The sequence below is a fragment of the Acidovorax sp. 107 genome, from assembly GCF_003058055.1.
GTDB lineage: Bacteria > Pseudomonadota > Gammaproteobacteria > Burkholderiales > Burkholderiaceae_C > Acidovorax.
In genome coordinates, this window is sequence record NZ_QBTZ01000001.1 from 3,338,561 (window position 1) to 3,363,032 (window position 24,472).

At 68.5% G+C, this 24,472-nt stretch carries 23 protein-coding genes; 11 read left to right on the plus strand and 12 right to left on the minus strand.

The genetic code is table 11. From position 1 onward, the window contains the following. Nucleotides 1-50 precede the first annotated feature (50 nt). Nucleotides 51-968, plus strand: coding sequence for a class I SAM-dependent methyltransferase (locus C8C99_RS15555; RefSeq protein WP_233247241.1), 918 nt, complete (start codon nucleotides 51-53; stop codon nucleotides 966-968). Between the two features lie 131 nt (nucleotides 969-1,099). Here the strand turns inward: C8C99_RS15555 and ubiM are convergent, their stop codons facing one another. The 4 genes from ubiM to C8C99_RS15575 form a co-directional block, all read right to left on the minus strand. Then, nucleotides 1,100-2,398, minus strand: a complete 1,299-nt coding sequence (gene ubiM, locus C8C99_RS15560) for a 5-demethoxyubiquinol-8 5-hydroxylase UbiM (RefSeq protein WP_108626224.1) — start codon at nucleotides 2,396-2,398, stop codon at nucleotides 1,100-1,102. Nucleotides 2,399-2,577: 179 nt separating this feature from the next. Beyond that, nucleotides 2,578-3,009: a hypothetical protein gene (locus tag C8C99_RS15565; RefSeq protein ID WP_056643440.1), complete on the minus strand. Its 432-nt coding sequence runs from the start codon at nucleotides 3,007-3,009 to the stop codon at nucleotides 2,578-2,580. 165 nt (nucleotides 3,010-3,174) lie between these two features. Next, the gene (locus C8C99_RS15570; RefSeq protein WP_108626225.1) at nucleotides 3,175-4,071 is read right to left on the minus strand and encodes an alpha/beta fold hydrolase; all 897 of its coding nucleotides are present in this window, start codon (nucleotides 4,069-4,071) and stop codon (nucleotides 3,175-3,177) included. A gap of 239 nt (nucleotides 4,072-4,310) precedes the next feature. Continuing rightward, nucleotides 4,311-4,922 (minus strand): TetR/AcrR family transcriptional regulator, encoded by a 612-nt coding sequence (locus tag C8C99_RS15575; protein WP_108626226.1) that lies wholly within the window; start codon nucleotides 4,920-4,922, stop codon nucleotides 4,311-4,313. Between the two features lie 107 nt (nucleotides 4,923-5,029). Between C8C99_RS15575 and C8C99_RS15580 the strand changes: the two genes are divergently transcribed. Further along, on the plus strand, nucleotides 5,030-7,102 hold the full coding sequence (locus tag C8C99_RS15580; RefSeq protein WP_108626227.1) for an acetoacetate--CoA ligase: 2,073 nt from the start codon (nucleotides 5,030-5,032) through the stop codon (nucleotides 7,100-7,102). Between the two features lie 88 nt (nucleotides 7,103-7,190). On the opposite strand, the gene C8C99_RS15585 is transcribed toward C8C99_RS15580, so the two are convergent. Next, nucleotides 7,191-8,192 (minus strand): tripartite tricarboxylate transporter substrate binding protein, encoded by a 1,002-nt coding sequence (locus C8C99_RS15585; RefSeq protein ID WP_199226428.1) that lies wholly within the window; start codon nucleotides 8,190-8,192, stop codon nucleotides 7,191-7,193. Between the two features lie 91 nt (nucleotides 8,193-8,283). Then, a complete protein-coding gene (locus C8C99_RS15590; RefSeq protein ID WP_108627196.1) occupies nucleotides 8,284-10,221 on the minus strand; it encodes an acyl-CoA synthetase in 1,938 nt (645 codons plus the stop codon). Between the two features lie 272 nt (nucleotides 10,222-10,493). Between C8C99_RS15590 and pssA the strand changes: the two genes are divergently transcribed. Both pssA and C8C99_RS15600 read left to right on the plus strand, forming a co-directional pair. Further along, the gene (gene pssA, locus C8C99_RS15595) at nucleotides 10,494-11,120 is read left to right on the plus strand and encodes a CDP-diacylglycerol--serine O-phosphatidyltransferase (RefSeq protein WP_108627197.1); all 627 of its coding nucleotides are present in this window, start codon (nucleotides 10,494-10,496) and stop codon (nucleotides 11,118-11,120) included. Between the two features lie 42 nt (nucleotides 11,121-11,162). Further along, nucleotides 11,163-12,005, plus strand: coding sequence for a PhzF family phenazine biosynthesis protein (locus tag C8C99_RS15600; protein WP_108626229.1), 843 nt, complete (start codon nucleotides 11,163-11,165; stop codon nucleotides 12,003-12,005). A gap of 119 nt (nucleotides 12,006-12,124) precedes the next feature. On the opposite strand, the gene C8C99_RS15605 is transcribed toward C8C99_RS15600, so the two are convergent. After that, a complete protein-coding gene (locus C8C99_RS15605) occupies nucleotides 12,125-13,006 on the minus strand; it encodes a LysR substrate-binding domain-containing protein (protein WP_056643432.1) in 882 nt (293 codons plus the stop codon). 194 nt (nucleotides 13,007-13,200) lie between these two features. Next, the gene (locus C8C99_RS15610) at nucleotides 13,201-14,124 is read right to left on the minus strand and encodes a DMT family transporter (protein ID WP_108626230.1); all 924 of its coding nucleotides are present in this window, start codon (nucleotides 14,122-14,124) and stop codon (nucleotides 13,201-13,203) included. A gap of 170 nt (nucleotides 14,125-14,294) precedes the next feature. On the opposite strand from C8C99_RS15610, the gene minC reads away from it, so the two are divergent. The 4 genes from minC to yccS all read left to right on the plus strand — a co-directional run bounded on the left by minC (nucleotide 14,295) and on the right by yccS (nucleotide 18,553). Continuing rightward, nucleotides 14,295-15,053 carry a septum site-determining protein MinC gene (minC, locus tag C8C99_RS15615; protein WP_108626231.1) on the plus strand — a complete coding sequence of 253 codons (759 nt, stop codon included), beginning with the start codon at nucleotides 14,295-14,297 and terminating at the stop codon, nucleotides 15,051-15,053. Nucleotides 15,054-15,100: 47 nt separating this feature from the next. Further along, nucleotides 15,101-15,916, plus strand: coding sequence for a septum site-determining protein MinD (gene minD / locus C8C99_RS15620; RefSeq protein ID WP_056643423.1), 816 nt, complete (start codon nucleotides 15,101-15,103; stop codon nucleotides 15,914-15,916). A gap of 2 nt (nucleotides 15,917-15,918) precedes the next feature. Further along, nucleotides 15,919-16,185 (plus strand): cell division topological specificity factor MinE, encoded by a 267-nt coding sequence (minE, locus tag C8C99_RS15625; protein WP_015011987.1) that lies wholly within the window; start codon nucleotides 15,919-15,921, stop codon nucleotides 16,183-16,185. 169 nt (nucleotides 16,186-16,354) lie between these two features. Next, on the plus strand, nucleotides 16,355-18,553 hold the full coding sequence (yccS, locus tag C8C99_RS15630) for a YccS family putative transporter (RefSeq protein ID WP_108626232.1): 2,199 nt from the start codon (nucleotides 16,355-16,357) through the stop codon (nucleotides 18,551-18,553). 35 nt (nucleotides 18,554-18,588) lie between these two features. Here yccS and C8C99_RS15635 read toward each other — a convergent pair whose 3' ends face one another. After that, nucleotides 18,589-19,179, minus strand: coding sequence for an MOSC domain-containing protein (locus C8C99_RS15635; protein ID WP_108626233.1), 591 nt, complete (start codon nucleotides 19,177-19,179; stop codon nucleotides 18,589-18,591). Next, on the minus strand, nucleotides 19,176-19,697 hold the full coding sequence (locus C8C99_RS15640; RefSeq protein WP_108626234.1) for a flavin reductase family protein: 522 nt from the start codon (nucleotides 19,695-19,697) through the stop codon (nucleotides 19,176-19,178). Before C8C99_RS15640 ends, C8C99_RS15635 begins: the two co-directional genes overlap by 4 nt. 104 nt (nucleotides 19,698-19,801) lie before the next feature. Here C8C99_RS15640 and C8C99_RS15645 point away from each other — a divergent pair, with 104 nt between their 5' ends. Next, entirely contained in the window at nucleotides 19,802-20,593 is a 792-nt protein-coding gene (locus tag C8C99_RS15645; protein ID WP_108626235.1) for an alpha/beta fold hydrolase, read from the plus strand. A 61-nt stretch (nucleotides 20,594-20,654) separates the two neighbouring features. Further along, nucleotides 20,655-21,413 carry a YdcF family protein gene (locus C8C99_RS15650; RefSeq protein WP_056643407.1) on the plus strand — a complete coding sequence of 253 codons (759 nt, stop codon included), beginning with the start codon at nucleotides 20,655-20,657 and terminating at the stop codon, nucleotides 21,411-21,413. Between the two features lie 2 nt (nucleotides 21,414-21,415). Here the strand turns inward: C8C99_RS15650 and C8C99_RS15655 are convergent, their stop codons facing one another. Both C8C99_RS15655 and C8C99_RS15660 read right to left on the minus strand, forming a co-directional pair. After that, complete coding sequence (locus tag C8C99_RS15655; protein ID WP_056643403.1) at nucleotides 21,416-21,991, minus strand: flavodoxin family protein; 576 nt, start codon at nucleotides 21,989-21,991, stop codon at nucleotides 21,416-21,418. 48 nt (nucleotides 21,992-22,039) lie between these two features. After that, nucleotides 22,040-23,377: a D-amino acid dehydrogenase gene (locus C8C99_RS15660; RefSeq protein WP_108626236.1), complete on the minus strand. Its 1,338-nt coding sequence runs from the start codon at nucleotides 23,375-23,377 to the stop codon at nucleotides 22,040-22,042. A gap of 176 nt (nucleotides 23,378-23,553) precedes the next feature. Here C8C99_RS15660 and C8C99_RS15665 point away from each other — a divergent pair, with 176 nt between their 5' ends. Next, a complete protein-coding gene (locus C8C99_RS15665) occupies nucleotides 23,554-24,465 on the plus strand; it encodes a LysR family transcriptional regulator ArgP (protein WP_108627198.1) in 912 nt (303 codons plus the stop codon). The last annotated feature ends 7 nt before the right edge of the window (nucleotides 24,466-24,472 follow it).

The window sequence follows — 24,472 nt, forward strand, 5'->3', positions numbered from 1 at the left end:
CCCCGCATCCCACGCAACCGTGGCGCCCGCTGCCACTGGAGGAGCGCCCCGTGCCGCAGTCCCCCGCCCGACGCCGTGTCCGACCGCCGCGCAGCCCGGCGCCACCAGAGGGCGCGGCTGGCTGCACCGCCAGCCTGCAGCAGCGGCGCGCGCAGCTGCCGCCCGTGCCCAGCACCCTGCTCATCCCGTTGGCCGCTCGCGCTCACGGGGGCCGCTACTTTCCCTGGCTCGACTGTCACGACGCCGTGGCCCCGGCCTTGCTGGCCGAGCTGGGCGCCGACGTGAACGGCACCCTGAATGACCTGCACACGGTGCTGCACGTGCTGTGGCGCACCCGGGCCATCAAGGAGGCGGGGCGCGCCTTTTTTGCCGAGCATCCCCAGGCCCTGGGCGTCAACCTGGGGTGTGGGCTCACGCACCACTTTCAGTGGCTGGACACAGGCGCTAACCAGTGGCTCGACGCCGATCTGCCCGAGGTGATGGCGCTGCGCGCGCCGCTGTTGCCCCCGCAGTGCCCGCGCATGCGCCACGCCAATCTGGACCTGTCGCAACCCGGCTGGTGGCAGCGGCTGGGGCTGCCCACACAGCCCAAAGCAACGCCGGTGCTGCTGGTGTGCGAAGGCGTGCTGATGTACCTGCCGCCCGCACAGGTGCACGCCGTGCTGGCCGAGTTTGCGCAGCACGCGCCGGCGGGCTCGCGCATGGTGCTGGATGTGATGACGCGCCAGGCCGTGGGCTGCGCGGCCCGCCACGCCAGCGTGGGGCCTACGGGGGCCGAGTTTCGCTGGGGCGTGGGCCGCATGGCAGAGCTGGCGGCCGTGCACCCGCGCCTGCGGCTGCTGCGCGAGCAAAGCGTGGCAGAGGGCTATGGCTGGCCGGGCATTGCCCTGGATTTGCTGTGGCGCCCCTGGTTCGGCGCGCCACTGTATGGCCTGGCCACGCTGGGCCTGAAAGATCTCTCGCCTTGAGCGGCTCCATCTCCTCCCCTGCGGAGGCCACCCGAAGGGTACTGGTGCAATGCGCGCCTGTTGTGCCGTTGGTGGTGCCGTGGCTTTCAGGCCAAAACCGCCTGAAGTCCAATAAAGACAAGCGCTGAAAGCTATTGTTTTGTGAGTTCTGCCGCCTGCCCAGGTGCCAGCACCCGCATCCACGCGGGGGCCTTGCCCGTGAGCTGCCCCACGATGGCCGCCTGCAGCGGTGGCAGGCGCCGCGCACCCTGCAGCACCAGCTGGCGCAGCAGGCGCGGCACCGGGCGGGCGTCGGTGTACAGCCGCACGATGGCGTTGGTGCCCTGGTAGATGGGCCAGGCGTGGCGGTGGTGGCCCTGGGCGTAAGGGGTCAGTGCGTCGGCGCTGCCCATGTCCTGCCCGCGCTGGCGCGCACTCACCAGCGCGGCCGTGAGCCGTTCCACCCCCGCCAGGCCCAGGTTGTAGCCATGGGCTGTGACCGGGTGCATGCCAACGGCGGCGTCGCCCAGCAGTGCGCAGCGGTGGCCTGCAAAACGTTGCGCATACACAGCCACTAGTGGGTAGGCATGGCGTTCGCCCACCAGCGCCATGGGCCCCAGCCGGTCGTTGAACTGGGCCTGCACCTGGGCGGCAAAGGCCTCGGGGCTCTGGGCCATCAGCGCCGCTGCATCGGCCGCGCCCGCCGTGACCACCACCGAGCACAGCGCGTGCCCCTCTTGCGGGTCATCGGGCAGGGGCAGCACGGCCAGCGTGCGGTCGTAGCCAAAACACTCATGCGCCACGTTGCCGTGGGGCAGGGCGTGGCGCATGCGGCAGACGATGACGGTGCGGCCAAAGTCACTCATCTGTGCGCCAATGCCCAGCTGGCGGCGCGTGGCCGAAAAGCGGCTGTCGGCGGCCACCAGCAGTGGGGCCGTCAGACGCTGAGGCGCTGGTGCTGCTGCGTTCGCGGGCATGCAGTCCAGCTCGGCATGACCAGTCAGCGTGGCCACGCGGGTGACCTGCGTGCTGGTGAGCAGGCGCACGCCAGGGGTGCGTGCCGCCACCGTGTAGGCCGTGCGGCGCAGCGCGTGGTTGGGCACGATGAAGCCCAGGGCGCCGGGGGCTGATGCATCACCGCGCGTGCCGCTGGCCGCGTTGAGTTGCAGCGCGCTGTGGCGGCCCAGCGGGCCGTCGTGCACTTGCGCCTCGGCAATCTGGCCCACTTCGTGGTTGGCTAAGTGGGCCCAGCTGCCCAGCCGCTGCAGCGTGGCCCGGCTGGGGTGGGTGAGGGCGATTTCGCGGCCGTCGGGTGCGGGGGCGGCCAGCGCGCTGTCGCTCTGCTGCTCCACCACGGTGGCGGTGAACCCGGCCTGCGCCAGGGAGGTGGCCAGCGACAGGCCCGCCGGGCCTGCGCCGACGATGAGGACGTCGCTGTGGTGGGTGGTCATGGCGGGAGGAATGCAGGGTGACAAGGTGCCCGCCCCGGGACGGGGAGGCCGCGCGCCATTGTGGGCGGGCGGGTTGGGGCACGCTTTGCCCTGCGTCAAGCCATGGTGTGGAGATGCTATCTAAACAATAGCTGCTCAGGCATGTGGTTCTAGCGCCTGGGGGCTAAAACCCATAAAACTCAGTCTTTGGCGGCCTTGCGCGGGGCTTTGGCGGACTTCTTTTTGGCCGGGCCCGCCTTCTTGCCGCGCAGGTGCAGCACCCACGCCACCAGCAGCCACAGGTAGCCCGCCGGGATGCTGTACGCCGCCCAGGCCGCCAGCGACAGTGGCGGTGCGGTGATGGAGCGGGGGTTGGCAATGGTCTCCAGCAACTGGCGCGTGCCGGTGCCCAGCGTGGGCGTGGCGTGCTGGCTGCCCGAGCGGGCCATGAGGGCGCCCATGAAGGTGAAGAACTCCATGAGCAGCGCGCCGATCAGAAAGCACGCAAGCAGGGCCATCAGCTGCGCCACCGCGCGCCGGTTGCCCTTGGCCAGGAACACGATGACCGACACCAGCCACAGCACGGGCAACAACAGGGCCACGGCGGGCCAGGCGGACAGAAGTTTGGACATCAGAGAAACGGCAGTGGCAACAGACAGCAACAGGCAACAGGGCCGCCGGTGCAGGCACCAGCGGTTCATCGGCAACGCGCCCAGGGGCGCGACTGCGGATGATAGAGGCTGGCTGTTTCGGGCCGGCGGCGAACCGCGCCGGAGGCCGCCGCGCTCCCGGATGCCTCAGGCGGCCACGAAGTCCGCCACCGCCTGCAGTACCTCGGCCTGCTGCAGGATCTTGCGGTGGCCCAGCCCCTCGGTGGCAACGAGCGTGGCGCCGGGGATGTGGTCGCGGTAGGCCTCGCCGTCGGCAAAGCGGTTGATGCGGTCGCCCCGGTCGTGCACCACCAGCGTGGGAAGGGCAATGCGTGGGCCCACGGCCGGGGGCTCGAACTGGCGCATCAGGATGCCCTCGCGTGCCTCGATGCGCCGCTGTATGGCGGCGCGCGTGCGCTCGGACAGGCCGAACACCTGCGCGAACAGGCGCGTGTACTCGTGCGGCGAGGCGGGCGGCGCCAGCAGCACCAGGCGCCCGGTGTCCAGGCCCCGACTGGCCGCGTGGGCCGCAGCGTTGGCCGCCAGCGAATGGGCCACCACGGCGTGAGGCGCCGAGTCCTGCGCGTGCAGGCGGGTGGTGGTGTATTCGATGGCGCGGGCGAACTGCGGCAGGTTGCTCACGCGGCCCCGGCTGCCGCCGTGTGCGGGCAGGTCCACCAGCACCGGGCGCAGGCCGCGCGCGGTCAATGCGTCGGCCAGCGGCAACATTTGGCGCGCATGGCCGCCCCAGCCGTGCAGCAGCAGCACCGTCGGGCCGTGCGGCTGGGCCTGGGGCAGGTAGAGCGTGATCTCGGCGTCTTCAAACGCCAGGCGCTCCGTGCGCCAGCGGCCCGGTGGGACGGCGCTGCGCCCCCGTTTGCGCAGGGGCAGGGGCGTTCCAAACAGGCGGTAGGCCGCGCGCACGGCCAATGTGGGCCACAGGCGTTCGGCCGTGCCCAGCGCCAGGCGCGCAAAGCGCATGCCGGGGTGCTCGCCGTAGAAGCTGGACGTGGCCTGCAGCGCGGTGGAGGGGGAGGTGTTCATGGTGGGGCTCCAGAAGGGAGATGGGAGGAGGCGGACCGGGAGGACGGTCAGTAAAAGATCCAGTCCCGGTTGCTGCGCGGGAGACTGGTGAGGGTGCTACGCAGCGCCCGGATGGCGCGCGCTGCAGCCGCGATGGCGGCAATGCCCAGGATGATCAACATGGTGGTTCCTTTCTTCGCACGGTTGTGCGAAATTGGGGCAATAAAAAACAAGAGGCCTCCATCGCGCACCACCGGGTGTCAGGCAGGGAGAGGGAGGTAACTCTTGACGAGGCGCGCCCAGGACGCCTCGGTGCGTGCCACTGCCTGCGGATCGCGCAGGAAGCGAACGTCGTGCAACAGACCCATGATCAGGGAATAGATTTCGCCCACCAGCTGGTCAGGCGGGGTGTCGGCCGCCAGGTGCCCGGCCTCGATGGCCTGCAGCACCGTGCGGCGCAGGGCGGCGCGCCAGCGGGTGATCTCGGCGTGCAGCAGGTCGCGCAGTTCGCCCTCGCGGTCGTCCAGCTCGAACGCGCCTGCGGTGTAGATGCAGCCCGTGAAGGCTTCCACGTCGCGCGTGCGGGCAATCCAGCGGCGCATGATGTCCTGCAGACGCGGCAGGCCCTTGGGTTGCTGCATGGCGGGCACGAACACGTCGGCCAGAAAGCGGCGGCCAAACTCCTCGATCACCGCCTTCTGCAGCGCCTCGCGCGAGCCGGCGCGTGAGAACACGCCGCTCTTGGACAGGCCCACGCGGTCGGCCACGGCCTGCAGCGTGATCGACTCCAGCCCCTCGGCCGCAGCCAAGTCCAGCGCCGCGCCGACAATGGCGGCGCGGGTGAGTTCGGCTTTCTGGGTCTTTGCGTCCATGGCTGAAATTTAGCACGATTGTGCGAAATGGCGCAATCCCCCGCGCTGTCAACCGGGTGACGGGCGCGGCTGGCCTCTACCGGGCACCGCTGGTACGCTGCGTCGCCATGGAGACAACACACACAACCCCGCCTTACATCCCCCAGATCCGCCTGTACCAGAACTGGCTGCGCGATCAGCGCGGCCTGCAGTTCGACAGCTACGACGCACTGTGGCGTTGGTCCACCACCGAACTCGACGCCTTCTGGCAAAGCGTGTGGGACTACTTCGATCTGCAGTCGCCCACGCCCCACACCGCCGTACTGGCGAAGAACACCATGCCCGGCGCGTTGTGGTTCCCTGGCGCCCAGGTCAACTACGCGCGCCAGGCGCTGCGGCATGTGGATGCTGCCCACGCCGCAGGTCTGCCCGCCATCATCAGCCGCAACGAAAAGGGCCAGCACCGCGAACTGAGCTGGCCCGAGCTGCGCCGCCAGGTGGCGTCGCTGGCGCTGCACCTCAAGGCCCAGGGCGTGATGCCGGGCGACCGCGTGGCCGCCTACCTGCCCAATGTGCCCGAGGCGATGATCGCCTTTCTGGCCACGGTGAGCATTGGCGGCGTGTGGAGCATCTGCGCGCCCGACATGGGCACGCATGCGGTGCTCGACCGCTTTCGCCAGATCGAGCCCAAGGTGCTGATCGGTGTGGACGGCGTGAGCTACGGCGGCCGCGACCACGACCGCCGCCCCGTGCTGGCCGAGCTGCGCGAGGCCCTGCCCAGCGTGCAGCACGCGGTGCTGCTGGGCAATCTGGATGCTTCTGTTTCGATAGCTGACTGGGCAAGCTGGACTGGCGCTACCGCCCGAAATGATGCAGAAACGGCCGCATTCGAGCCGATGTGGCAGCCGTTTGACCACCCGCTGTGGATCGTCTATTCCAGCGGCACCACCGGCCTGCCCAAGCCCATCGTGCACGGCCACGGCGGCACGGTGCTGGTGGCGCTGCAGCTCAAGGTGCTGCACAACGACATCGGCTGCAGCTACGAGGCCAACAGCTTTGGTGAGCGCTACCACTGGTACAGCTCCACCGGCTGGGTGATGTGGAACGCGCAGCTCAGCGGCTTGCTGTCGGGCACCACCTGCGTGATCTACGACGGCAACCCTGGCGGCAGCAAGGACCACCCCGACTGGGGCGTGCTGTGGCGCTTTGCGGCCGATACGGGCGTGACCTTCTTCGGCGCGGGCGCGGCGTTTTTTGCCAACTGCATGAAGGCGGGCATCACGCTCAGCGACTACGGCGACCTCACGCGCGTCCGCGCGCTGGGCACCACGGGCTCGCCGTTGTCGCCCGAGGTGCAGCAATGGGGCACGGCGCAGTTCGAGGCCATCGGTACGCACGACATCTGGTGGAACAACATTTCAGGGGGCACCGACTTTTGCGGCGCCTTCATCGGCGGCAACCGCGAGATGCCCCAGGTGCCTGGCGAGATGCAATGCCGCATGCTGGGCGCAGCCGTGGAGTCGTGGGACGCCGAGGGCCGCCCCGTGGAGGACGCGGTGGGCGAGCTGGTCTGCGCGCAGCCCATTCCATCCATGCCGCTCTACCTGTGGGGAGACAAGGACGGCAGCCGCTACCTGTCGAGCTACTTCGACATGTACCCCGCAGGCCACGGCCGCCAACCGGGTGGTGGCGACGGCCCCGCGAGCATGGGCGCGGTGTGGCGCCACGGAGACTGGCTCAAGATCGGCGCCAACGGCGGCTGCGTGATCTATGGCCGCTCTGACGCCACCATCAACCGCCACGGCCTGCGCATGGGCACGAGCGAGATCTACAGCGCGGTCGAATCCCTGCCCGAGGTGCTCGACAGCCTGGTGGTGGACCTGGAGTACCTGGGCCGCGAGAGCTACATGCCGCTGTTTGTGGTGCTGCGCCCGGGCTACGCGCTCGACGACGCCCTGCGTGCGCGCATCAACGGCGCCGTGCGCACGGCGCTGAGCCCACGCTTTGTGCCTGACGACATCTTTGCCGTGGCCGAGGTGCCGCGCACGCTGAGCGGCAAGAAGCAGGAGCTGCCCATCAAGAAACTGCTGCTGGGCCAGCCCATCGAGAAGGTGGTGAACAAGGACGCAATGGCCAACCCGGGGTGCCTGGACTGGTACGTGGCGTTTGCGGCACAGCAGGCGAGTGTGCTGCAAAAATGATAGCTGCTAGCGCTTATTGAATAAGCGCTAGAGCCTTTTTTGGATGCAAGAGTGAGTGCGGCACCTAGGCGCACTGCGCCTCGGCGCGTCAGTCCAGCTTCGCGCCCGATGCCTTGATCAGCCGCTCCCACACCGGGCGCTCCTTGTTCATGGCCGCAGTGAACAAGGCCGGGGAGCTCTTTTGCACGTCAAAGCCCATGGCGGTGATGCGCTGGGCCACATCGGGATGCTCGGTGGCCTTGCGCACCTCGGCGGCAATGCGCTCCAGGATGGCGGGCGGCGTGCCTGCGGGGGCCCCCATGGCCAGCCAGCCCGCCACGCGGTAGGCCTCGTCGTTCAGGCCCTGCTCGCCCAGTGTGGGCACATTGGGCAGCGTGCCCATGCGGCGCTCGCCACTCACGCCAATGGCCTTGAGCTTGCCGGCGTCGATGTGCGCCTTGACCTGCAGTGCGCTCGCAAAGGCAATCTGGATCTGCCCGCCCAGCAGGTCCTGCACCATGGGCGCCTCGCCCCGGTAGGCCACGTGGCTCATGTCGGCGTTTTGCGACTGGCTCATGTACGCGCCGGCCAGGTGCGGGTAGGCGCCCGTGCCGTACGAGCCATAGGCCACCTTGCCTTTGTTGGCGGCGATGTACTTCAGCAGCTCGGGCCCCGTGGCCACCGGCACGCTGGGGTGGGCCACCAGCACCAGGGGCGCGATGGCGATCTGGTAGATGGGCGCGATGTCCTTCTCGGGGCTGTAGGGCAGCTTGGTGTACAGGAACTGGTTGGTGAGCATGGAATTGCTCAGCGCCAGCAGCAGGGTGTAGCCGTCCGGCGCGGCTTTGGCCACCGCGTCGGTGCCGATGATGCCGGCCGCGCCGGGCTTGTTGTCGATGACCATGGGCTGGCCCAGGCCCACGGCCATCTTTTCGGCCAGCACGCGCGCCAGCACGTCGGTGGCACCGCCGGGGGCGAAGGGCACCACCACCTTGATGGGCTTGTTGGGGTAGGCGGTCTGCGCCCAGGCGGTGGTGCTGGCGCAGGTGGTGGCAGCGGCCAGCGCGGCGGCGCCGAGCCATGAACGGCGGGTCAGGGCGTGGAAGGGCATGGGTTTGTCTCCTGTCATGGTTATCAAAATTCACTCAGCGGGCTGCGCCATGCATGGTGGCGGGCCGGGGCCTGGCTGTCACGCCATGGGCTTATGCGGTCTGGGGGCTCCCTGCGGCGGGGGCGGCGGTGACGCGAACGGTGAGGGGCAGGGGCGCAAGCACTTCGCGCAGGCGGGCCTGCAGCGCGTCTGCGTCAGGGCCCGGGGCCACGGTCACGCGGACCGCGTTGTCGCCCTCGGGCTGTACCTGGGGCCGGGGGCTGCCCGGGGCTTCTGTGCACACACCATCCACCAGCGCCTGCACCGTGTGGCAGGCGGCGCGCTGACGCAGCTCAGGCTTGTAGATCTTGCCCACGTTGGTCACGGGCATGGTCTCGATCACCTGCACCCAGCGCGGGCGGGCCACGGCCTCGTCCACCCGTTCGGCGGTGAAGGCCGTCAACTCCGCTTCCGTCACCTGCACGCCAGGCCGCAGCGTGGCGTAGACCACGGGCAGCTCGCCCGCATAGGCATCGGGCGCACCCACAGCGGCGCACAGCTGCACGGCAGGGTGGGCGCCCAGCGCGTCTTCGATCACCTTGGGGTCGATGTTGTGGCCGCTGCGGATGATGAGGTCCTTGGAGCGGCCGCTCAGGTGCAGGCGGCCTTGGTCGTCCACAAAGCCCAGGTCGCCGGTGGCCAGCCATCCATCCGCCGTGAAGGCTTTGGCCGTGTCGGCTGCGTCCAGAAAACCGGAGAACAGGTTGGGCGACTGGAACAGCACCATGCCCGGCTGGCCGGGCGGCAGGTCCTGGTCCGACGCATTGCCCTGCGCATCCAGCGCCACCACACGCAGCTGGGTGTAGGGCAGCCGCCAGCCCACGCACCCTGCGGGCGCGTTCACGCCGGGTGGCGTGATGGTGGAGATGCCCGCCATCTCCGTCATGCCCAGGCTTTCATGGATGCGCAGATTAAAAAGGCGCTCAAACCGCGCCGCCAGCTCGGGCGCCAGGATGGCTGCGCCGGTGCGGCAGTAGCGCAGCGTGGAGATATCGGCGCCGTCCAGCGGCACATTGGCTAGCGCCGCCAGCACCGTGGGCACGGCCGAGAGGTAGGTGCAGCGGTAGCGCTCCACCAGCCGCCAGTAGTTCGCAATCACCTCGCGGTTGCGGAACAGGCCGGTGGTGGGGATGATGGTTTCCACCCCCGCCGACAGCGCCGCCAGCGAGCCCGGCAGTACGCCCGCCACATGGAACAGCGGGTAGCCGTTGATGCCCACATCCTCGGGCCGTATGCCCTGCATCTGCACGCTGCCCCAGGCGGTGAACACCTGCGCGCCGTGGCTGTGGCGCGCCAGCTTGGGCGCGCCGGTGGTGCCGCCGGTGTGGAAGTACGCGGCGATGTCGCTGGCCGCAATGCGGCGGCCGCTCGCCAGGTGGTCGCCCGGGTGCTGGTGGCGCGCGGCCAGGTCCAGCACGCCAGCGGGCAGGGCGGGCGCGGCTCCCGGCGCCTCATCGTGCGGCGCCACGCGCAGCACCGTGGTCAGCGTGGGCACCAGGGCGCGCAGGCGCAGGGCCTTGCTCCAGTAGCCCAGGTCGCCCTCGCCGCCATAGGCAATCAGCACCTTGGCACGGGCCAGGGTCATCATGGCCGCGATCTTCTCGTCGGTGAGCATGGGGTTGAGCGGCTGCACGATGCCCGCCGCTTCTCCACCCCACAGGGCCAGGTGGTATTCAAGGCAGCCGGGCAGCAGCACGGCCACGGCGTCTTCGGGCCCCACGCCCAGGTGGTGCAGCAGGTTGGCCGTCTGGTGGATGCCGGTGAGCAGCTGCGCATACGACCAGCGGATGGGCTCGGCAGACGGGTCGGCGGTGGGCAGAAAAGTCAGCGCCGTTTTGTTGCCAAACGCGTGGGCCGAATTCACGAAGATTTCGTAAGTGCTCTGCACCGGCAGCGCCTCGGCCAGGGGGCGGGCTTCGATCCGTTCCACATCCTGCAGGCTGCGCACTGGGGGACCGGGGGCAAAAGGGGGCTGCAACGGGTGGCGCATGGGGTTGTCTCGGGTCTTGTGGGGAATCAGGTCGGTCACCGACGGAGCACATATGCGGCGTCGTCCTACCTGGCGGCGACCGCCGCGTGCCCACAGTCTGTCCGTGTGCCAGCGTAAAAGCAGTCACGCAGATGTCAGAGCAGGTTTTCGGGGCCTATGGGCGATGATCCCCCGCGAGATGGCCAACACGCTCCTGACGCGCCGGTGACGCGGCACACACCCATAATGGACCTTGTTGTTTGTCACTGCGCGCGCCCGCGCGCTACCCCTTCATGAACACTCCGCAGCCGCCCAAACGTTTTTCGATGATCCGCGAGTTCCACCTCGCCGACTGGTTCACGCTGGGCAACGCGGTCTGCGGCGTGGGCGCATTGTTCTCGTCGATGACCTACCTGGAAACGGGCGACGTGGTGCATGTGTACTTTGCCTGCGCGCTGGTGCTGGCCGCACTGATCTTTGATGTGCTGGACGGCCGCATCGCCCGCTGGCGTCAGAAGAGCTCGGCCATGGGCCGCGAGCTGGACTCGCTGGCCGACGTGATCTCGTTCGGCGTGGCTCCGGCCATCATTGCCTACGGCTGCGGCATGCAGGGCCTGTACGACCGCATCGTGCTGGCCTACTTCGTGGCCTGTGGCGTGTCGCGCCTGGCACGCTACAACGTCACGGCCGAAACGCTGTCGGGCGACGACGGCAAGGTCAAATACTTCGAGGGCACACCCATCCCCACCTCCATCGTGCTGGTGGGCCTGCTGGCCCTGGCCGCCTGGCTGGGCGCAGTGCGCGAGAACCTGTGGTTTGGCAAGCTGCTGATCGGCGGCTTCACGCTGCACCCGCTGGTGCTGCTGTTCGCGGTGTCGGGGTCGCTGATGATCAGCCGGATCAGGATTCCGAAGCTCTGAGTCACGCGCGGGGTCGTCCCCTGTTTCTGCACGTTGAACCCCATGGCACTTCAAAAAATTGCAGCGTTCTCCGATGGCACCCAGGGCGGCAACCCCGCCGGTGTGTGGATCGGTGACGCACTGCCTAGCCCCGCCGACATGCAGCGCATTGCTGCCGACGTCGGCTTTTCTGAAACCGCGTTTGCCGCGCCGCTGGGCGATGGCCGCTGGCGGGTGCGCTACTTTGCGCCCGAGAGCGAGGTGCCCTTCTGTGGCCACGCCACCATTGCCCTGGGCGCCGCGCTTGCGCAGCGCGAGGGCGACGGCGTGTTTGCGCTGTCGCTGAGCCAGGCCGAGATCACGGTCGAAGGTCGCCGCGCGGGCGATCTGGTGCAGGCAGCGCTGCAGTCGCCCCCCACGCGCAGCGGGCCTGCGTCTGCCGCGCTGCTGGCCGATGCGCTGGCTTTGTTTGGGCTCGGCGCAGCCGATCTGGACCCGCGCATTCCGCCCGCGCTCATCCACGGCGGGGCCGACCACCTGGTGCTGGCCCTGCGCAGCCGCGCGGCGCTGGCGGCCATGCACTACGCGCTGGACGCGGGCCGCACGCTGATGGTGAATGCCCAGCTGGTCACCATCGTGCTGGTGTGTGTGGAGTCAGACCGCCTGCTGCACACCCGCAACGCTTTTGCCTCGGGCGGCGTGCTGGAAGACCCGGCCACCGGCGCTGCCACGGCCGCACTGGCGGGCTACCTGCGCGACCTGGGTTGGCCGCACGGCGGTGCCATCGACGTGGTGCAGGGCGAGGACATGGGCATGCGCTCGCGCCTGCGGGCCGAGATCGGGCCGGTGGCGGGCAGCTCCATCCGCGTGTCGGGCACGGCGCGGTGGATGGGTGACGGCGAATGATTTTTGCTATTGAAAATATAGCTACTGGCGCATGATGCACTAGCACTACCGCCCGATTTGTGCATAAGTTGGGACAAACGGGCGCGTTGGGGCCTCTGTACGCTCTGCCCGGCGCTCCCTCAAGCGCTGATCTCGTCCTGCAGCCACTGCACAAAAACCAGCGTCTCCGGTGACGGGTCCGGCGCCATGCCCAGGTAGTGCCGCGTGAGTGGCAGGCGCAGGGTGGGCAGCGGCGACACCAGCCGCCCCGAGGCCAGGTCGTGGGTGATCAGCGACACCGGGGCCACGGCAAAACCCAGCCCGTCCAGGGCGGCCTGCAGCACAAAATGCAGGTGGTCAAACTGCAGGCAGCTGGCGGGTTGCAGCCCGGGGGCGTTCACCTGCTTCTTCCAGCCTTCCCAGTCCTTGCTGCGCGATTTGGACAGCAGCAGCACATGGGCCGACAGCGCCTCGGGCTGCGCCACCGGGCGCTGGGCGAACAGGGCGGGCGCGCCCACCACCAGCGCCTCGTCCTCCAGAAACGGCTGCACCTGCATGCCCGGCGGCCACCCGCGCGGGCCGCGCCGCAGGGCCAGGTCGAAGGCCTCGGTGGCGTGGTCTGGCGCCAGCGTGCTGGTGATGACCTGGGGCTCGATGTCCGGGTGCTGGGCCACGAAGCCCGGCAGCCTCGGAATCAGCCAGCGCACCGCAAAGCTGGGCCGCACATTGATCTTGACGCTGCGCAGCCCGGCATCGCCGCGCAGTGCCTGGGCGGCGGCGCCGATCTGCGCGAGCGCAGGGCCCACCTGCGCGTGGAACTGGTGGCCCGCCGCCGTGAGCAGCACCTGCCGCGTCTTGCGTTCGAACAGGTCCACGCCCAGGTGGGCCTCCAGCGCCTTGATCTGGCGGCTGATGGCGCTGTGGGTGACGTGCAGCTCCAGCGCGGCGTGGGTAAAGCTCTGGTGCCGCGCCGCCGCTGCAAAGGCGCGGACCGCATTCAACGGGGGCAGGCGGGGTGACATGCGAGGGATCTTCTCACGCGTGCAGACAGAGGCGCCATGTACTCGGTGCGCGTTTGCCACAGACCTTCACCGCTGCCCCCCGCCCGAAGGTCAATGAGTGGTTGGGGTGAGAATTGCTATAAAAATAAGAGCATTTAATGTATGAAAAATAAGCGCTACGGCCTGTTTTGGCGCCCATTCTTCTGTGCCAGGGCTCAGGCTGCCGCCGGCCGCCGGTTCACTAGCACGATGCCCGTTGCCACCAGCACCAGCGCTGCCACCAGCCCGGGCGTCACGGGCTCGCCCAGCCACCATGCGCCAAACAGCAGCGCAAACACGGGCGTGAGGAATACAAACACGGAGATGCGGGTGGCAGGGTAGTGCGCCAGCATCCACATCCAAGCCAGGTAGCTCACAAACGCGCCCACCAGCGCCTGCACCAGCAGCGAACCCCAGGCAAAGCCACTGAATTGCCAAACCCAGGCCTCGCCCAGGCCCAGCGACAGCAGCGGCAGCACCGCCGTGCTCACAGCCACTTGGTAGAAAAGCTGCTTGGCGGGGGCCACGCGCGCCAGCGGCGTGGTGCGGATGACCACGGTGGTCAGCGCCCACATCAGGCCCGCTGCCAGTCCCAGCAGGTCCCCCAGCCAGCCTTGGGGCAGTGCCGCGCTGGCATGGCCCAGCAGCCCATCGCCCAGCGCCAGCCCCACCCCCACAAACGCCGCCGCCAGGCCCAGCCACTGCCAGCCCTGCAGGCGCTCGCCGGGGATGAAGCGCGGCAGCAGCAGCGCCACCCAGAAGGGCGAGGCATACAAAAACACCGTGAGCCGCGATGCGGTGGTGTACTGCAGGCCCAAATAGATGCACGCAAACTCGCACGCAAACAGGGTCCCCGCCAGCAGGCCGGCGCGTGCCGCGCCCGCCGGTTCCCCCGCGCTGGACAGCCGCACCCCGCGCCACAGGCACCAGGCCGCAATGGCCACCGCAGCCAGCGCAAAGCGCACAAACGCCTGGAATACGGGCGCCACCTCGGCCACGGTGGCCTTGACCAGCACCTGCTGGAAGCCCCAGAACATGCAGCAGGCAAGCAACAAAGAGATGGCGAGGGCGTCGAGGTGGGTTTTGCGGGGAGAAGGCATCGCTGCATTATCAAAGGGCCGGGCCGCACGGCCGGTCGCCTGTGTGCGCTGCCAAGCCCCCACGCAAGCCGGTGTTCATGCCGGAAAGGTGCGAACCAACGCTTACACAGGCCCACGGTACACTTTGCGGCTTCTGAAACAGGTTCCCGCGCTCCTTTTCCTATCCCCTCATGGCCCTTACGACGGCGGCGCAGTCCCGCTCCAGCTTTGACCTCAAGAGCGCCTCGCTGCCGGTGGTGGCGGTGTTGCTCAAGACCACCGACGCCGCCCAGTTCGTAGCCGACCTGGCCGAGCGCGTGGCCGATGCCCCGGGATTTTTTGACAACGACCCGGTATTGATTGACCTGGCGCCCGTGCGTGAGGCCGAAGCGCCCATCGACTTTGCCGCCATCGCAGCCGCGCTGCGCGAACACAACACCCTGCCCGTGGCCGTGCGCGGCGGCAGCCCCGACCAGATGGAGGCGGCACGCACTGCGGGCTTGGCTGCAGCGCCCGATGCGCCCCCCGCGCGAGCCGAGGCGCCCGCGCCGGTGCAGGAAGTGGTGCGCGAGGTGATCCGCGAGGTCGAAGTGGTGCGCGAAGTGCCCATGCCCGGCCCCGGCACGGTCGTGGTGGACAAGCCCTTGCGCTCCGGCCAGCAGGTCTATGCGCGCGGCGCCGACCTGGTGGTGATGGCCGTGGTGAGCTTTGGCGCCGAGGTGATTGCCGACGGCAACATCCACGTCTATGCCCCGCTGCGTGGCCGCGCGATTGCCGGTGCACGCGGCAACACCGAAGCCCGCATTTTTTCGACCTGCCTGGAGCCACAACTGGTTTCCATCGCAGGGATCTACCGCACCACCGAGACCGAGCTGCCCGCCGATGTGCGCGGCAAGCCGGCCCAGGTGCGGCTCGAAGGCGAGAAGCTCCTCATCGAGCCGCTGACCTGATCCCTTCATTCCCCATTCGTACCAACCCCACAGAGAATCAGCAACACATGGCCAAAATCGTCGTCGTGACCTCCGGCAAAGGTGGCGTGGGCAAGACCACCACCAGCGCCAGCTTTGCCACCGGCCTCGCCCTGCGCGGCCACAAGACCGCCGTGATCGACTTTGACGTCGGCCTGCGCAACCTGGACCTCATCATGGGCTGCGAACGCCGCGTGGTGTATGACCTGATCAACGTGATCCAGGGCGAGGCCAACCTGAACCAGGCGCTCATCAAGGACAAGCAGTGCGACAACCTGTTCGTGCTGGCCGCCAGCCAGACGCGTGACAAGGACGCGCTGACGCAAGATGGCGTCGAGAAGGTCCTCAAGGACCTGGCCGCGATGGACTTTGAATACATCGTCTGCGACTCGCCCGCCGGCATCGAAAGCGGCGCGCTGATGGCCATGCACTTTGCCGACGAGGCGCTGCTGGTGACCAACCCCGAGGTGTCTTCGGTGCGCGACTCCGACCGCATCCTGGGCATGCTGGGCAGCAAGACCAAGCGCGCCATCGACGGCGGCGAGCCGATCAAGGAACACCTGCTCATCACGCGCTACAACCCCAGCCGCGTGCAGGACGGCCAGATGCTGAGCCTGGAAGACATCCAGGACATCCTGCGCATCAAGCTGATCGGCGTGATCCCCGAGTCCGAAGTGGTGCTGCAGTCGTCCAACCAGGGCACGCCAGCCATCCATGCGCAGGGCAGCGATGTGAGCGAGGCATACAAGGACGTGATCGACCGCTTCCTGGGGCAGGACAAGCCGCTGCGTTTCATTGACGCCGAAAAGCCCGGCTTCTTCAAACGCCTGTTCGGGAGCAAATAGCCATGGCTTCTTTCCTGTCCTTCCTGCTCGGCGAGAAGAAAAAAACCGCCAGCGTAGCCAAGGAGCGGCTGCAGATCATCCTGGCGCACGAGCGCAATGGCCGCAATGCGTCCGAGCCCGACTACCTGCCCGCGCTGCAGCGCGAGCTGGTGGCGGTGATCTCCAAGTACGTCAAGATCAACCCCGACGACCTCAAGGTGCACCTGGAGCGCCAGGACAACCTGGAAGTGCTGGAAGTCAAGATCGAGCTGCCCGATACCGTGCGATAGGACGCCACGGCCACCGGGCCGCGCACTCCCATCGCGCCCCTTCGTCGCCCCAGACCCTGTCCCGCAACCTGCGCGGCAGGGTTTCTTTTTGGGCTGGTGGGGCCTGATTTGGCCTGACAATTGCTAGATGTACTAGGGTAATCCCTAATCTCTCGGCAACAAGGCTCCTGTGGACACAACCTGGAAACTCAGCTGGCAGCGTGCGCGTAACCATGAGGGCGTCACGCGCGGCGCACGTGCCTTGGTGGCCCTGGCCGCCGTGCTGGCCTATGGCTGTTGGGCCGACTGGCAGGCCGAGCTGATGCCGGTACTGCTGGGCGTGATCGCCAGCGCACTCACCGAAACCGACGACAGCTGGCGCGGGCGCCTGCGGGCGCAGTGCCTGGCGCTGGCGTGTTTTGGCCTCATGGCCGGGGCCGTCTGGGCCGCGGTGTCCTGGCCCCGGGTGCTGATGGGGGTGATGGCATTGCTGGCCTTTGGCATCACCATGCTGGGGGCGCTGAGCGAGCGCTATCGCGCCATTGCCTTTGGGTCGCTCATCCTGTTCATCTATGCGGGGCTGGCCGCCCACAGCAGCCGTGCGGGTGCGGGTGACGCCATTCCCCGCATGCTGGCCGGTGCGGCCTGGTACGGCGTGGTGTCTGTGATGTGGCATGCCGTGCTGCCGCGTGCACCGGTGCGCTACCGCCTGGCCAAGCTCTACGCCATGCTGGGCGAATACCTGCGCCTGAAGGCGCTGTTGCTGGAACCGGTGCGGGATGTGGACCTGGAGCGCCGCCGCATGGCACTGGCGCTGCACAACGGCCGCGTGGTGGACGCCCTCAACGCCACCAAGGAGAGCCTGATCACCCGCATGGGCCGGGGCACGCCCCCGCTGTGGCTGCAGACCGCCATGCACCAGTACCTGGCGGCGCAGGACGTGCACGAGCGCGTGAGTTCGTCCCACGAGCATTACGACCTGCTCGCCCAGTCGTTTTTTCACAGCGATGTGCTGTACCGCTGTCAGCGGGTGCTCACGCTGCTGGGTGAACAGGCGCTCAAGCTGTCGGTGGCGATCGAGGCGCAGTCGGTGCCCCAGCACTGGGGTGTGACGGCCCGTGCCATCGAGGACATGCAGGCTGCCGTGGCGCACCTGGAGTCTCGAACGCAGTCCAGCGGCGCCATACCCCCACCCGCCCAGGCCCGGCCGTTGCGGTCGCTGCATGCGCTGGCCGACAACCTGACGGCGCTGGCCGGGGTGTTTGCCGGTGCGCTGACGCTGCCGGCTAACGCCGCTGAAGCGGCGGTGGACTATGCACTGTTTGACCGGGAGCCCCGCAGCCTGCGCGACGCCTGGGTGCGCCTGCGCTCGCACTGGCAGTTGCAGTCTCCCTGGCTGCGCCACAGCCTGCGGCTGAGCCTGTCCCTCATGGTGGGCTTTGCCCTCATGCAGGCCACGGCCGACCCGCACGGGTACTGGATCTTGCTGACCATTGTGTTCGTGAGCCAGCCGCAGTACGCGGCCACGCAGACGCGGCTGATGGAGCGCGCCAAGGGCACGGCCATGGGGCTCGCACTCGGGTGGGCGGTGATCCAGCTGTTCCCGGGCGAGCTGGTGCAGGCCGCTTTGCTGGTGCTGGGGGGCGCGGTGTTTTTTGGCGCGCGGCACACCCGCTACACCCTGGCCACGGCGGCGGTCACCACCTTGCTGCTGCTCAGCTTTCACCAGATGGGCGCGGCCAGCGGCGTGATCTCTGCGCGCCTGCTCGATACCGTGGTGGGCTGCGTGATCGCGGCCGTGGCCTCATGGCTGGTGCTGCCGTCGTGGCAGTCGCGCCACTGGCCCCGGCTGGCCGCCCAAGTGCTGCAGACCCAAGCGCTGTACCTGCGGGAGATCCTGGCGCAGTACCAGGGCGGCAAGTGCGACCACCTGGCCTACCGCCTGGCCCGGCGCAATGCCCACAACGCGGATGCCGCGCTGTCCAACTCGTACAGCGCCATGCTCAAGGAGCCTTTGCATGTGCGTGGCAACGCCGAGGTGGTGGGGAATTTTCTGTGCCTGTCGCACACCCAGCTCAACTACCTGTCGGCGCTGGGCGCCCAGCGCGGTGCCGCAGCCGCTCAGCCTATGGACGATGCCACCCGCGAGCTGGCGCAAACCCTGCTGGCGTCCCTGCAGCAACTGGCGCTGGAGCTGGAGCGCGCGCAGCAGTCAGGCCGGGTGCGCAAGGCCCACAGTGCCCCGGCAGTGGCCGAGGTACTGCGCGAGTGGGGTACGGTACCGGCAGCGCCCAGCGCGCACAGCCTCATGGCGGCGCAGCTGCAGCTGGTGGGCAAGGTGTTTCCGCAGCTGCAGGCGCAGGCGCGCCAGCTGGTGACCACGGAATAGGGGAAGCGCGCGGTGCCCGGGTCTGCCCAAGCGGGTCAACGTGCGTGCTTGGAGAACTTGCCCGCAAAAGCCTGGGCAATGCTCAGCCCGCGTTGCCCCGCGACCAGCGTGGCGGTCTGCCCGGCGGCGATGGTGCCGGGCCGGTCCACCGCCAAGTAGTAGCCGCAGCAGCCCGCCACCGCCATGGCGCGGCCGGCCTGGACAAAGCCCATCACGGCATTGAACTTGAAGCAGGGCTCGCGCGGCGCCGCCACGCGCAGCACGCAGTCGGGGAAATGCCACTCGTCGCCCACAAACACCTCATGCTCCAGCGGGCCGTCGATGGTGAGGTTCTCGCCCATGAAGCCCGGCGGCAGCGTTTCGTCGAACAGGCTCACGCCCCGGTCGCGCCGCTGGGCCTGCCAAAACGCATAGTGCGCGGCGGGGTAGGCATACACCGCCTTGGTCAGGCCGCCGTGCACGCTCAGGTCGGCCTGCTCGTCCCCCGCCAGCCCCAGCGGGCCCACGGCCACGGGGCCGGTGACGGATGTTTTGCCGATGGCGGTGAGCACCGACCGCTCGCCCACCTTCAGCCGCCGGGCGGTGCCGATGTTCACGTTGCGGACCACCACGGAGGGCGCCGTCACAGCGGGTGCTCGGTGTAGAACTTGCCGCCGTGGTACAGCAGGGGCGATGCGCCCTCGCGGTGCTCGCAGCGCTCCACCTCGCCCACGAAGATGGTGTGGTCACCCTCCTTGTACTGGCTGCGGTTGAAGCACTCGAACGTGGCGGCGGCACCGGCCAGCAGCGGCGCGCCGCTGATACCGGGGCGGTGCTCCAGGCCAGCCCAGCGGTCAATGCCGCGGGTGGCGAACCGTTCGGCCAGGTCCTTCTGGTCAGCCGCCAGCACGTGGATGGCGTAGTGCGAGCCGTTGGCAAACGCCGGCATGGTGCTGGCGCCGTGCGACAGGCTCCACAGCACCAGCGGGGGCTCCAGCGATACCGAGTTGAACGAACTGGCCGTGAGCCCCACCAGTTCTCCCCCCGCATTGCGGGCGGTGACGATGGTCACGCCCGTGGCGAACATGCCCAGCGCATCGCGGAATTCGCGGGACGAAAAGCTGGGTGGCAGGGCAAGGGCGGGGCGGGGGGGCGAAGGGTTCACAAAAGCGGCGCCAGCGGTGGCGGCGTGGGGGCAAGCGACAGGACCTATTATCAGGCGCCACCTTCCGCCGCGCTGTTGCGGGGTTTACTTCTGCTTGTCACCGCATGGCTGCTTCGCTTCCGACCTTCACCACCCTGGGCTTCGGCCCCACCGTGCTCATGCTGCACGATGCCGACGGCGACCACCTCACCTTTGCGCCCCAGGTGGAGACCCTGGCCACGATGGGGTACCGTGCCGTGGCCTGGGACATGCCCGGCTATGGCCGCAGCGCGCCCGTGGAGCCCTACACCTTCAAGGCGCTGGCGCAGAGCTGCCTGGCGCTGATCGATGCCCTGCGCTGCGGCCCGGTCACGCTCGTGGGCCATGGCATGGGCGCCATGGTGGCGCTGGAGGCCGCCGTGCGCGATGCGTCACGGGTGCGTCGCATGGTGCTGTGCGCGGGTGGTCCGGCGCTGGATGCCCAGGCCGTGCAAGACTGGGTGGCACCGCGCGAGCAGGCCCTCAAGGCCCTGGACGCGGGCGGCAGCATGGAGCAATTGGCCCAGACCCTGGTGCCGCAGTGCATCGGCACCGGTGCCCTGCCCGAAGGCGTGCGGCTGGCGGGCCATGCGTTGGGGCGGGTGTTTCCGGGTGCCTACCGCCGCGCCCTGGACGCCCTGCCCACGTTTGACCGGGGGGCCGCCGCGCTGGCGCATCTGGCCATGCCGGTGTTGCTGGTGGGGGGCGAACAGGACCGTTGCACGCCGCCCGCGGCCCTGCAGGCCCTGGCCCAGGTGCTGCCGGATGCGCAGATGGAGCTGCTGCCGCATGTGGGGCATTGGCCCCAGCTGGAAGACCCTGAAGGCTTTGACGCAGCGCTGCTAGATTTTCTGGCCCAGCGGCGCACGCTGCACTGACCCTTTGGACCCCGCTTTGCCCAGCCACCGCGCCGGGGCATGAACGCTGCCTTTTTTCTCCATGTTGTTTGCCCTCAAGAAAATTCTGTCTGCGCTGCTGTTGCCGCCGGTGTCCAGCATCGTGCTGGCGCTGTTCGGCCTGTGGCTGGCGCGCTACCACCGTCGCACGGGCAATACGCTGGTGGTGCTGTCGCTGCTATCAGTGCTGGTGCTGTCCTGGCCGCCGGTGTCGGACGCGCTGGTGCGCAGCCTGGAGCGCTACCCCGCCGTCACGCCGCGCCAGCTGCCCGAGGCGAAGGTGCAGGCCATCGTGGTGCTGGGTGGCGGCGCCGACACCGTGGCGCCCGAATACGGGGTGGACGTGCTCAGCCGGGGTGCGCGCGAACGGGTGCGCTATGCCGCCTACCTGCAGCAGCAGACGGGTTTGCCCATTCTGGCCACCGGGGGCTCCACGGGCGGCACACGGGCCGAGGCCCTGGTGATGAAGGATGTGGTGGAGCGGGAGTTCAAAGGCCGGGTGCGCTGGACCGAAGTGGAGTCCCTCGACACCCGCAACAACGCCACCAGGTCGGCCGTCCTGCTCAAGGCCGCGGGCATCGAGCGCATTGCGCTCGTTACCCACGGCTGGCACATGGTGCGTGCCGCCCGGGACTTTGAGCAGGCCGGGCTGCAGGTACTGCCTGCGCCCATGGGCTTCAAAGGGGGGCAGGCGCGCAAGCTGTATCGCGTGCTGCCGCGCGCCTCGGCGCTGTCCGACAGCAGCCTGGCGCTGCATGAGTGGCTGGGCATAGTGGCCCAGCGTGCTTCGCTGGACCGCTGAGATCAGCTCGCAGCGGGCGTAGCAAAGAAGCGGCTGGCCGCCTCCACCGCCTGCGCGTCGGCCTGCACGGCGCCCGGGGGGCCGCCCTTGCCCCACAGCGCACCGCCCCAGGTCATGGACAGGAACTGCGCACACAGCGCCACCGAATCGATCATGGGCTGGGCCTTGGTGCGGTCGCCGCTGGTGGTGATGAGCGACAGGGTCTTGCGGCCCATGGCGTCCTTGAAGTCCAGGCCCGGCACGCGCATCCAGGCGCTCCAGTGGTCAAGGTAGGTCTTGAGCGGCGAGGGGATGCTGTACCAGTACACCGGCGCCACCCAAACGATGTGGCTGGCGGCCAGCGTGGCGTCCAGCAGGGTTTTCATGTCGCCCTCAGGCGGTGCGTAGGTGCCGGTGGTGTGGCGCTGGTCCACAAAGGGCGGCAACTGCATGCGCGCCAAGTGGTGCCAGGTTTGCTCCGTGCCCGCAGGCAGGGCGGCAGCGGCCTGCCGCGCCAGCCATTCGGTGTTGCCGAGGTGGCCGGGTTCGCGGGTGGAGGTGGTGAGGAAGAGGTAATGGGGTGCAGACATGGCCGGCATCGTAGCGGCACCGGCCCGTGTCTGCAGGCGCGCTGTGGGCGCCGCCTATCAGGCCGCGACTACGGTGCGCGGCGCGCGCACGGCTTCGGCCCCCAGAAAGCCGAAGTTCATCGCAGGCTGCTCGCCGCTGATCAGCTCGGCCAGGGCCTTGCCCGAGCCCGCACCGTGCGTCCAGCCCAGTGTGCCGTGGCCCGCGTTCACCCAGAGCTTGCCCACGCGGGTGCGGCCGATGAACGGGATGTTGGTGGGCGTGGCGGGGCGCAGGCCGGTCCAGTACTGCGGGTTGCCGCCTTCCTCGGGCGTGCGGGTGTCGCACACGCCGGGAAGGATGGCCTCAATGCGGCGCGAGAGCATGTGGCAGCGGGCGCGGGCCAGCGAGCTGTCGAGGGTCAGGTCCCAGCCATTCAGTTCGATGGTGCCCGCCACGCGCAGGAAGTTGCCCAGGCGGCTCATGGCGATCTTCTTGCCGTCGTCAATGGTGGAGACCATGGGCGCACCCTCGGGCTTGAGCAGCGGGAAGGTCGCGCTGTAGCCCTTGCCGGGGTAGATCGGCAGGTCCACGCCCACGCTGCGCAGCAGCGGCGCGCTGTACGAGCCACAGGCCACCACAATGGCGTCCGCCTTCAATATGAAGTCTTTTTTGCCGCTTGCGCTAGTGGAATTTGGCATGACTGCTACTGAATCAATAGCATTGCCAATCTTGTTCAGCCGCAGCACATCGTGGCCGTACAGGAACTGCACGCCCCGTGCCGCGCAGCGGCGGGCCAGTTCTTGGGTGAAAGCCCGTGCATCGCCGCTCTCGTCAGTGCTGGTGTAGGTGCCGCCGGTGATCTTGTCGCCGTAGGCCTTGAAGGCCGGTTCGATCTTGAGCAGCTCGTCGCGGCTCACCAGGCGGCGCTGCACGCCGTGCTTGCGCATCAGCTCCACAGCATGGCCTGCGGCGTCGAACGATTTCTGGTCGGTGTAGAAGTGGGCAATGCCGCGTTCGAGCCGGTTGTATTCGATGCCGGTGGTTTTCACCAGGTCCTTCAGCGCGGCATGGCTGTAGGCGCCCAGCGCCACAATCTGCTGCACATTGCGCTCGAAGGCCGCATCGTTGCACTGCGCCAGGAACTGCAGGCCCCAGCGCCATTGCTGCCAGTCCATCTGCGGGCGAAACAGCAGCGGCGCTTCCTTGTCGAACATCCACTTGAGCGCCTTGAGCGGCGCCTCGCGGTTGGCCCAGGGCTCGCAGTAGCTCACCGAGATCTGCGCCGCGTTGGCAAAACTGGTTTCGAGTGCTGCATCGGGCTGGCGGTCGATCACGATGACTTCGTGACCGCGTTCCAGCAGGTGCCACGCTGTGCTGATGCCGATGATGCCGGCGCCGAGAACAATGGTTTTCATATGCGGAATGCCTTGTGAGCCTTTGCGTGCCACACGCCCCAGTGCGGGACACGATGGGGCGGAGTGTGCGCGACATTGCATTCAACTAAAAGCAAAATTAAACTTACTCCAAAAACATCAGCGCACCTAATGAATAGCGCTGCGGAGACAACCCTCTTTTGTTCGAGTTCGAGACCATGAGCACCTACGATCCCGCCGCCCTGGAATGCCTTGCCGCCATCGTTGAAGAGGGCGGCTTCGAGCGCGCTGCGCAGCGCCTCAATGTCACGCAGTCGGCCGTCTCGCAGCGCCTGCGTGCGCTGGAGGCGCAGGTGGGCTCGGTGCTCATCGTGCGCAGCCGCCCGCTGCGGCCCACGTCGGCCGGGCAGCTGCTGCTCAAGCACACCAAGCAGATGCGCCTGCTGCGCGCCGACCTGGAGCGCGACCTGCAGGAGCTGGCGCCCAGTGCGCCAGGGGGCTCGCGCGAGGACGAGCGCATCTCGATCGCCATCAACGCCGACAGCATCGCCACCTGGGCCATGGGCGCGCTGCACGACCTGGTGCGCCAGCGCCTGCCGCTCGAAATCATCGTGGACGACCAAGACTTCACGCAGGAATGGCTGCGCTCGGGCCAGGTGCTGGGCTGCGTGACCACGCTCAAGCAGGCGCTGCGTGGCTGCAAGATGGTGCCGCTGGGGGCCATGCCCTATGTGGCGGTAGCGTCGGCCAGTTACGCACAGCAGTACCTGCCGCAGGGGCTGACGCCCCACAACTTCCGCGATGTGTCGTTTTTGTCGTTCAACCGCAAGGACGACATGGCGGCCGAGTTTGTGGCCCGTGCGTTCGGGCTCAAGCGCGTGGCGCTCAACCACCTGTTTGTGCCGGGCTCCGAGGCGCAGATGCGCGCGGTGGCCGCTGGCTGGGCCGTGGGGGTGATGCCCGAGCTGATGGCGCGGCAGGCGCTGGCCGACGGCAGCATGGTGGACCTGGCCCCCGGCCGGTCGCTGCCGATCCAGCTGTACTGGCATTGCTGGAACCTGGAGTCCGAGCTGCTGGATGCGTTGTCGTCGGCACTGACGAGCGCTGCAGCCCAGGCGCTGGTGTCCTAAGAACCTG

Excerpts from the sequence above, each read along its gene's own strand:
- ubiM (WP_108626224.1), bottom strand. The coding sequence starts at position 2,398 with ATGACCACCCACCACAGCGACGTCCTCATCGTCGGCGCAGGCCCGGCG.
- C8C99_RS15565 (WP_056643440.1), bottom strand. The coding sequence starts at position 3,009 with ATGTCCAAACTTCTGTCCGCCTGGCCCGCCGTGGCCCTGTTGTTGCCC.
- C8C99_RS15570 (WP_108626225.1), bottom strand. The coding sequence starts at position 4,071 with ATGAACACCTCCCCCTCCACCGCGCTGCAGGCCACGTCCAGCTTCTAC.
- C8C99_RS15575 (WP_108626226.1), bottom strand. The coding sequence starts at position 4,922 with ATGGACGCAAAGACCCAGAAAGCCGAACTCACCCGCGCCGCCATTGTC.
- C8C99_RS15580 (WP_108626227.1), top strand. The coding sequence starts at position 5,030 with ATGGAGACAACACACACAACCCCGCCTTACATCCCCCAGATCCGCCTG.
- C8C99_RS15585 (WP_199226428.1), bottom strand. The coding sequence starts at position 8,192 with ATGCCCTTCCACGCCCTGACCCGCCGTTCATGGCTCGGCGCCGCCGCG.
- C8C99_RS15590 (WP_108627196.1), bottom strand. The coding sequence starts at position 10,221 with ATGCGCCACCCGTTGCAGCCCCCTTTTGCCCCCGGTCCCCCAGTGCGC.
- pssA (WP_108627197.1), top strand. The coding sequence starts at position 10,494 with ATGAACACTCCGCAGCCGCCCAAACGTTTTTCGATGATCCGCGAGTTC.
- C8C99_RS15600 (WP_108626229.1), top strand. The coding sequence starts at position 11,163 with ATGGCACTTCAAAAAATTGCAGCGTTCTCCGATGGCACCCAGGGCGGC.
- C8C99_RS15605 (WP_056643432.1), bottom strand. The coding sequence starts at position 13,006 with ATGTCACCCCGCCTGCCCCCGTTGAATGCGGTCCGCGCCTTTGCAGCG.
- C8C99_RS15610 (WP_108626230.1), bottom strand. The coding sequence starts at position 14,124 with ATGCCTTCTCCCCGCAAAACCCACCTCGACGCCCTCGCCATCTCTTTG.
- minC (WP_108626231.1), top strand. The coding sequence starts at position 14,295 with ATGGCCCTTACGACGGCGGCGCAGTCCCGCTCCAGCTTTGACCTCAAG.
- minD (WP_056643423.1), top strand. The coding sequence starts at position 15,101 with ATGGCCAAAATCGTCGTCGTGACCTCCGGCAAAGGTGGCGTGGGCAAG.
- minE (WP_015011987.1), top strand. The coding sequence starts at position 15,919 with ATGGCTTCTTTCCTGTCCTTCCTGCTCGGCGAGAAGAAAAAAACCGCC.
- C8C99_RS15645 (WP_108626235.1), top strand. The coding sequence starts at position 19,802 with ATGGCTGCTTCGCTTCCGACCTTCACCACCCTGGGCTTCGGCCCCACC.
- C8C99_RS15650 (WP_056643407.1), top strand. The coding sequence starts at position 20,655 with ATGTTGTTTGCCCTCAAGAAAATTCTGTCTGCGCTGCTGTTGCCGCCG.
- C8C99_RS15655 (WP_056643403.1), bottom strand. The coding sequence starts at position 21,991 with ATGCCGGCCATGTCTGCACCCCATTACCTCTTCCTCACCACCTCCACC.
- C8C99_RS15660 (WP_108626236.1), bottom strand. The coding sequence starts at position 23,377 with ATGAAAACCATTGTTCTCGGCGCCGGCATCATCGGCATCAGCACAGCG.
- C8C99_RS15665 (WP_108627198.1), top strand. The coding sequence starts at position 23,554 with ATGAGCACCTACGATCCCGCCGCCCTGGAATGCCTTGCCGCCATCGTT.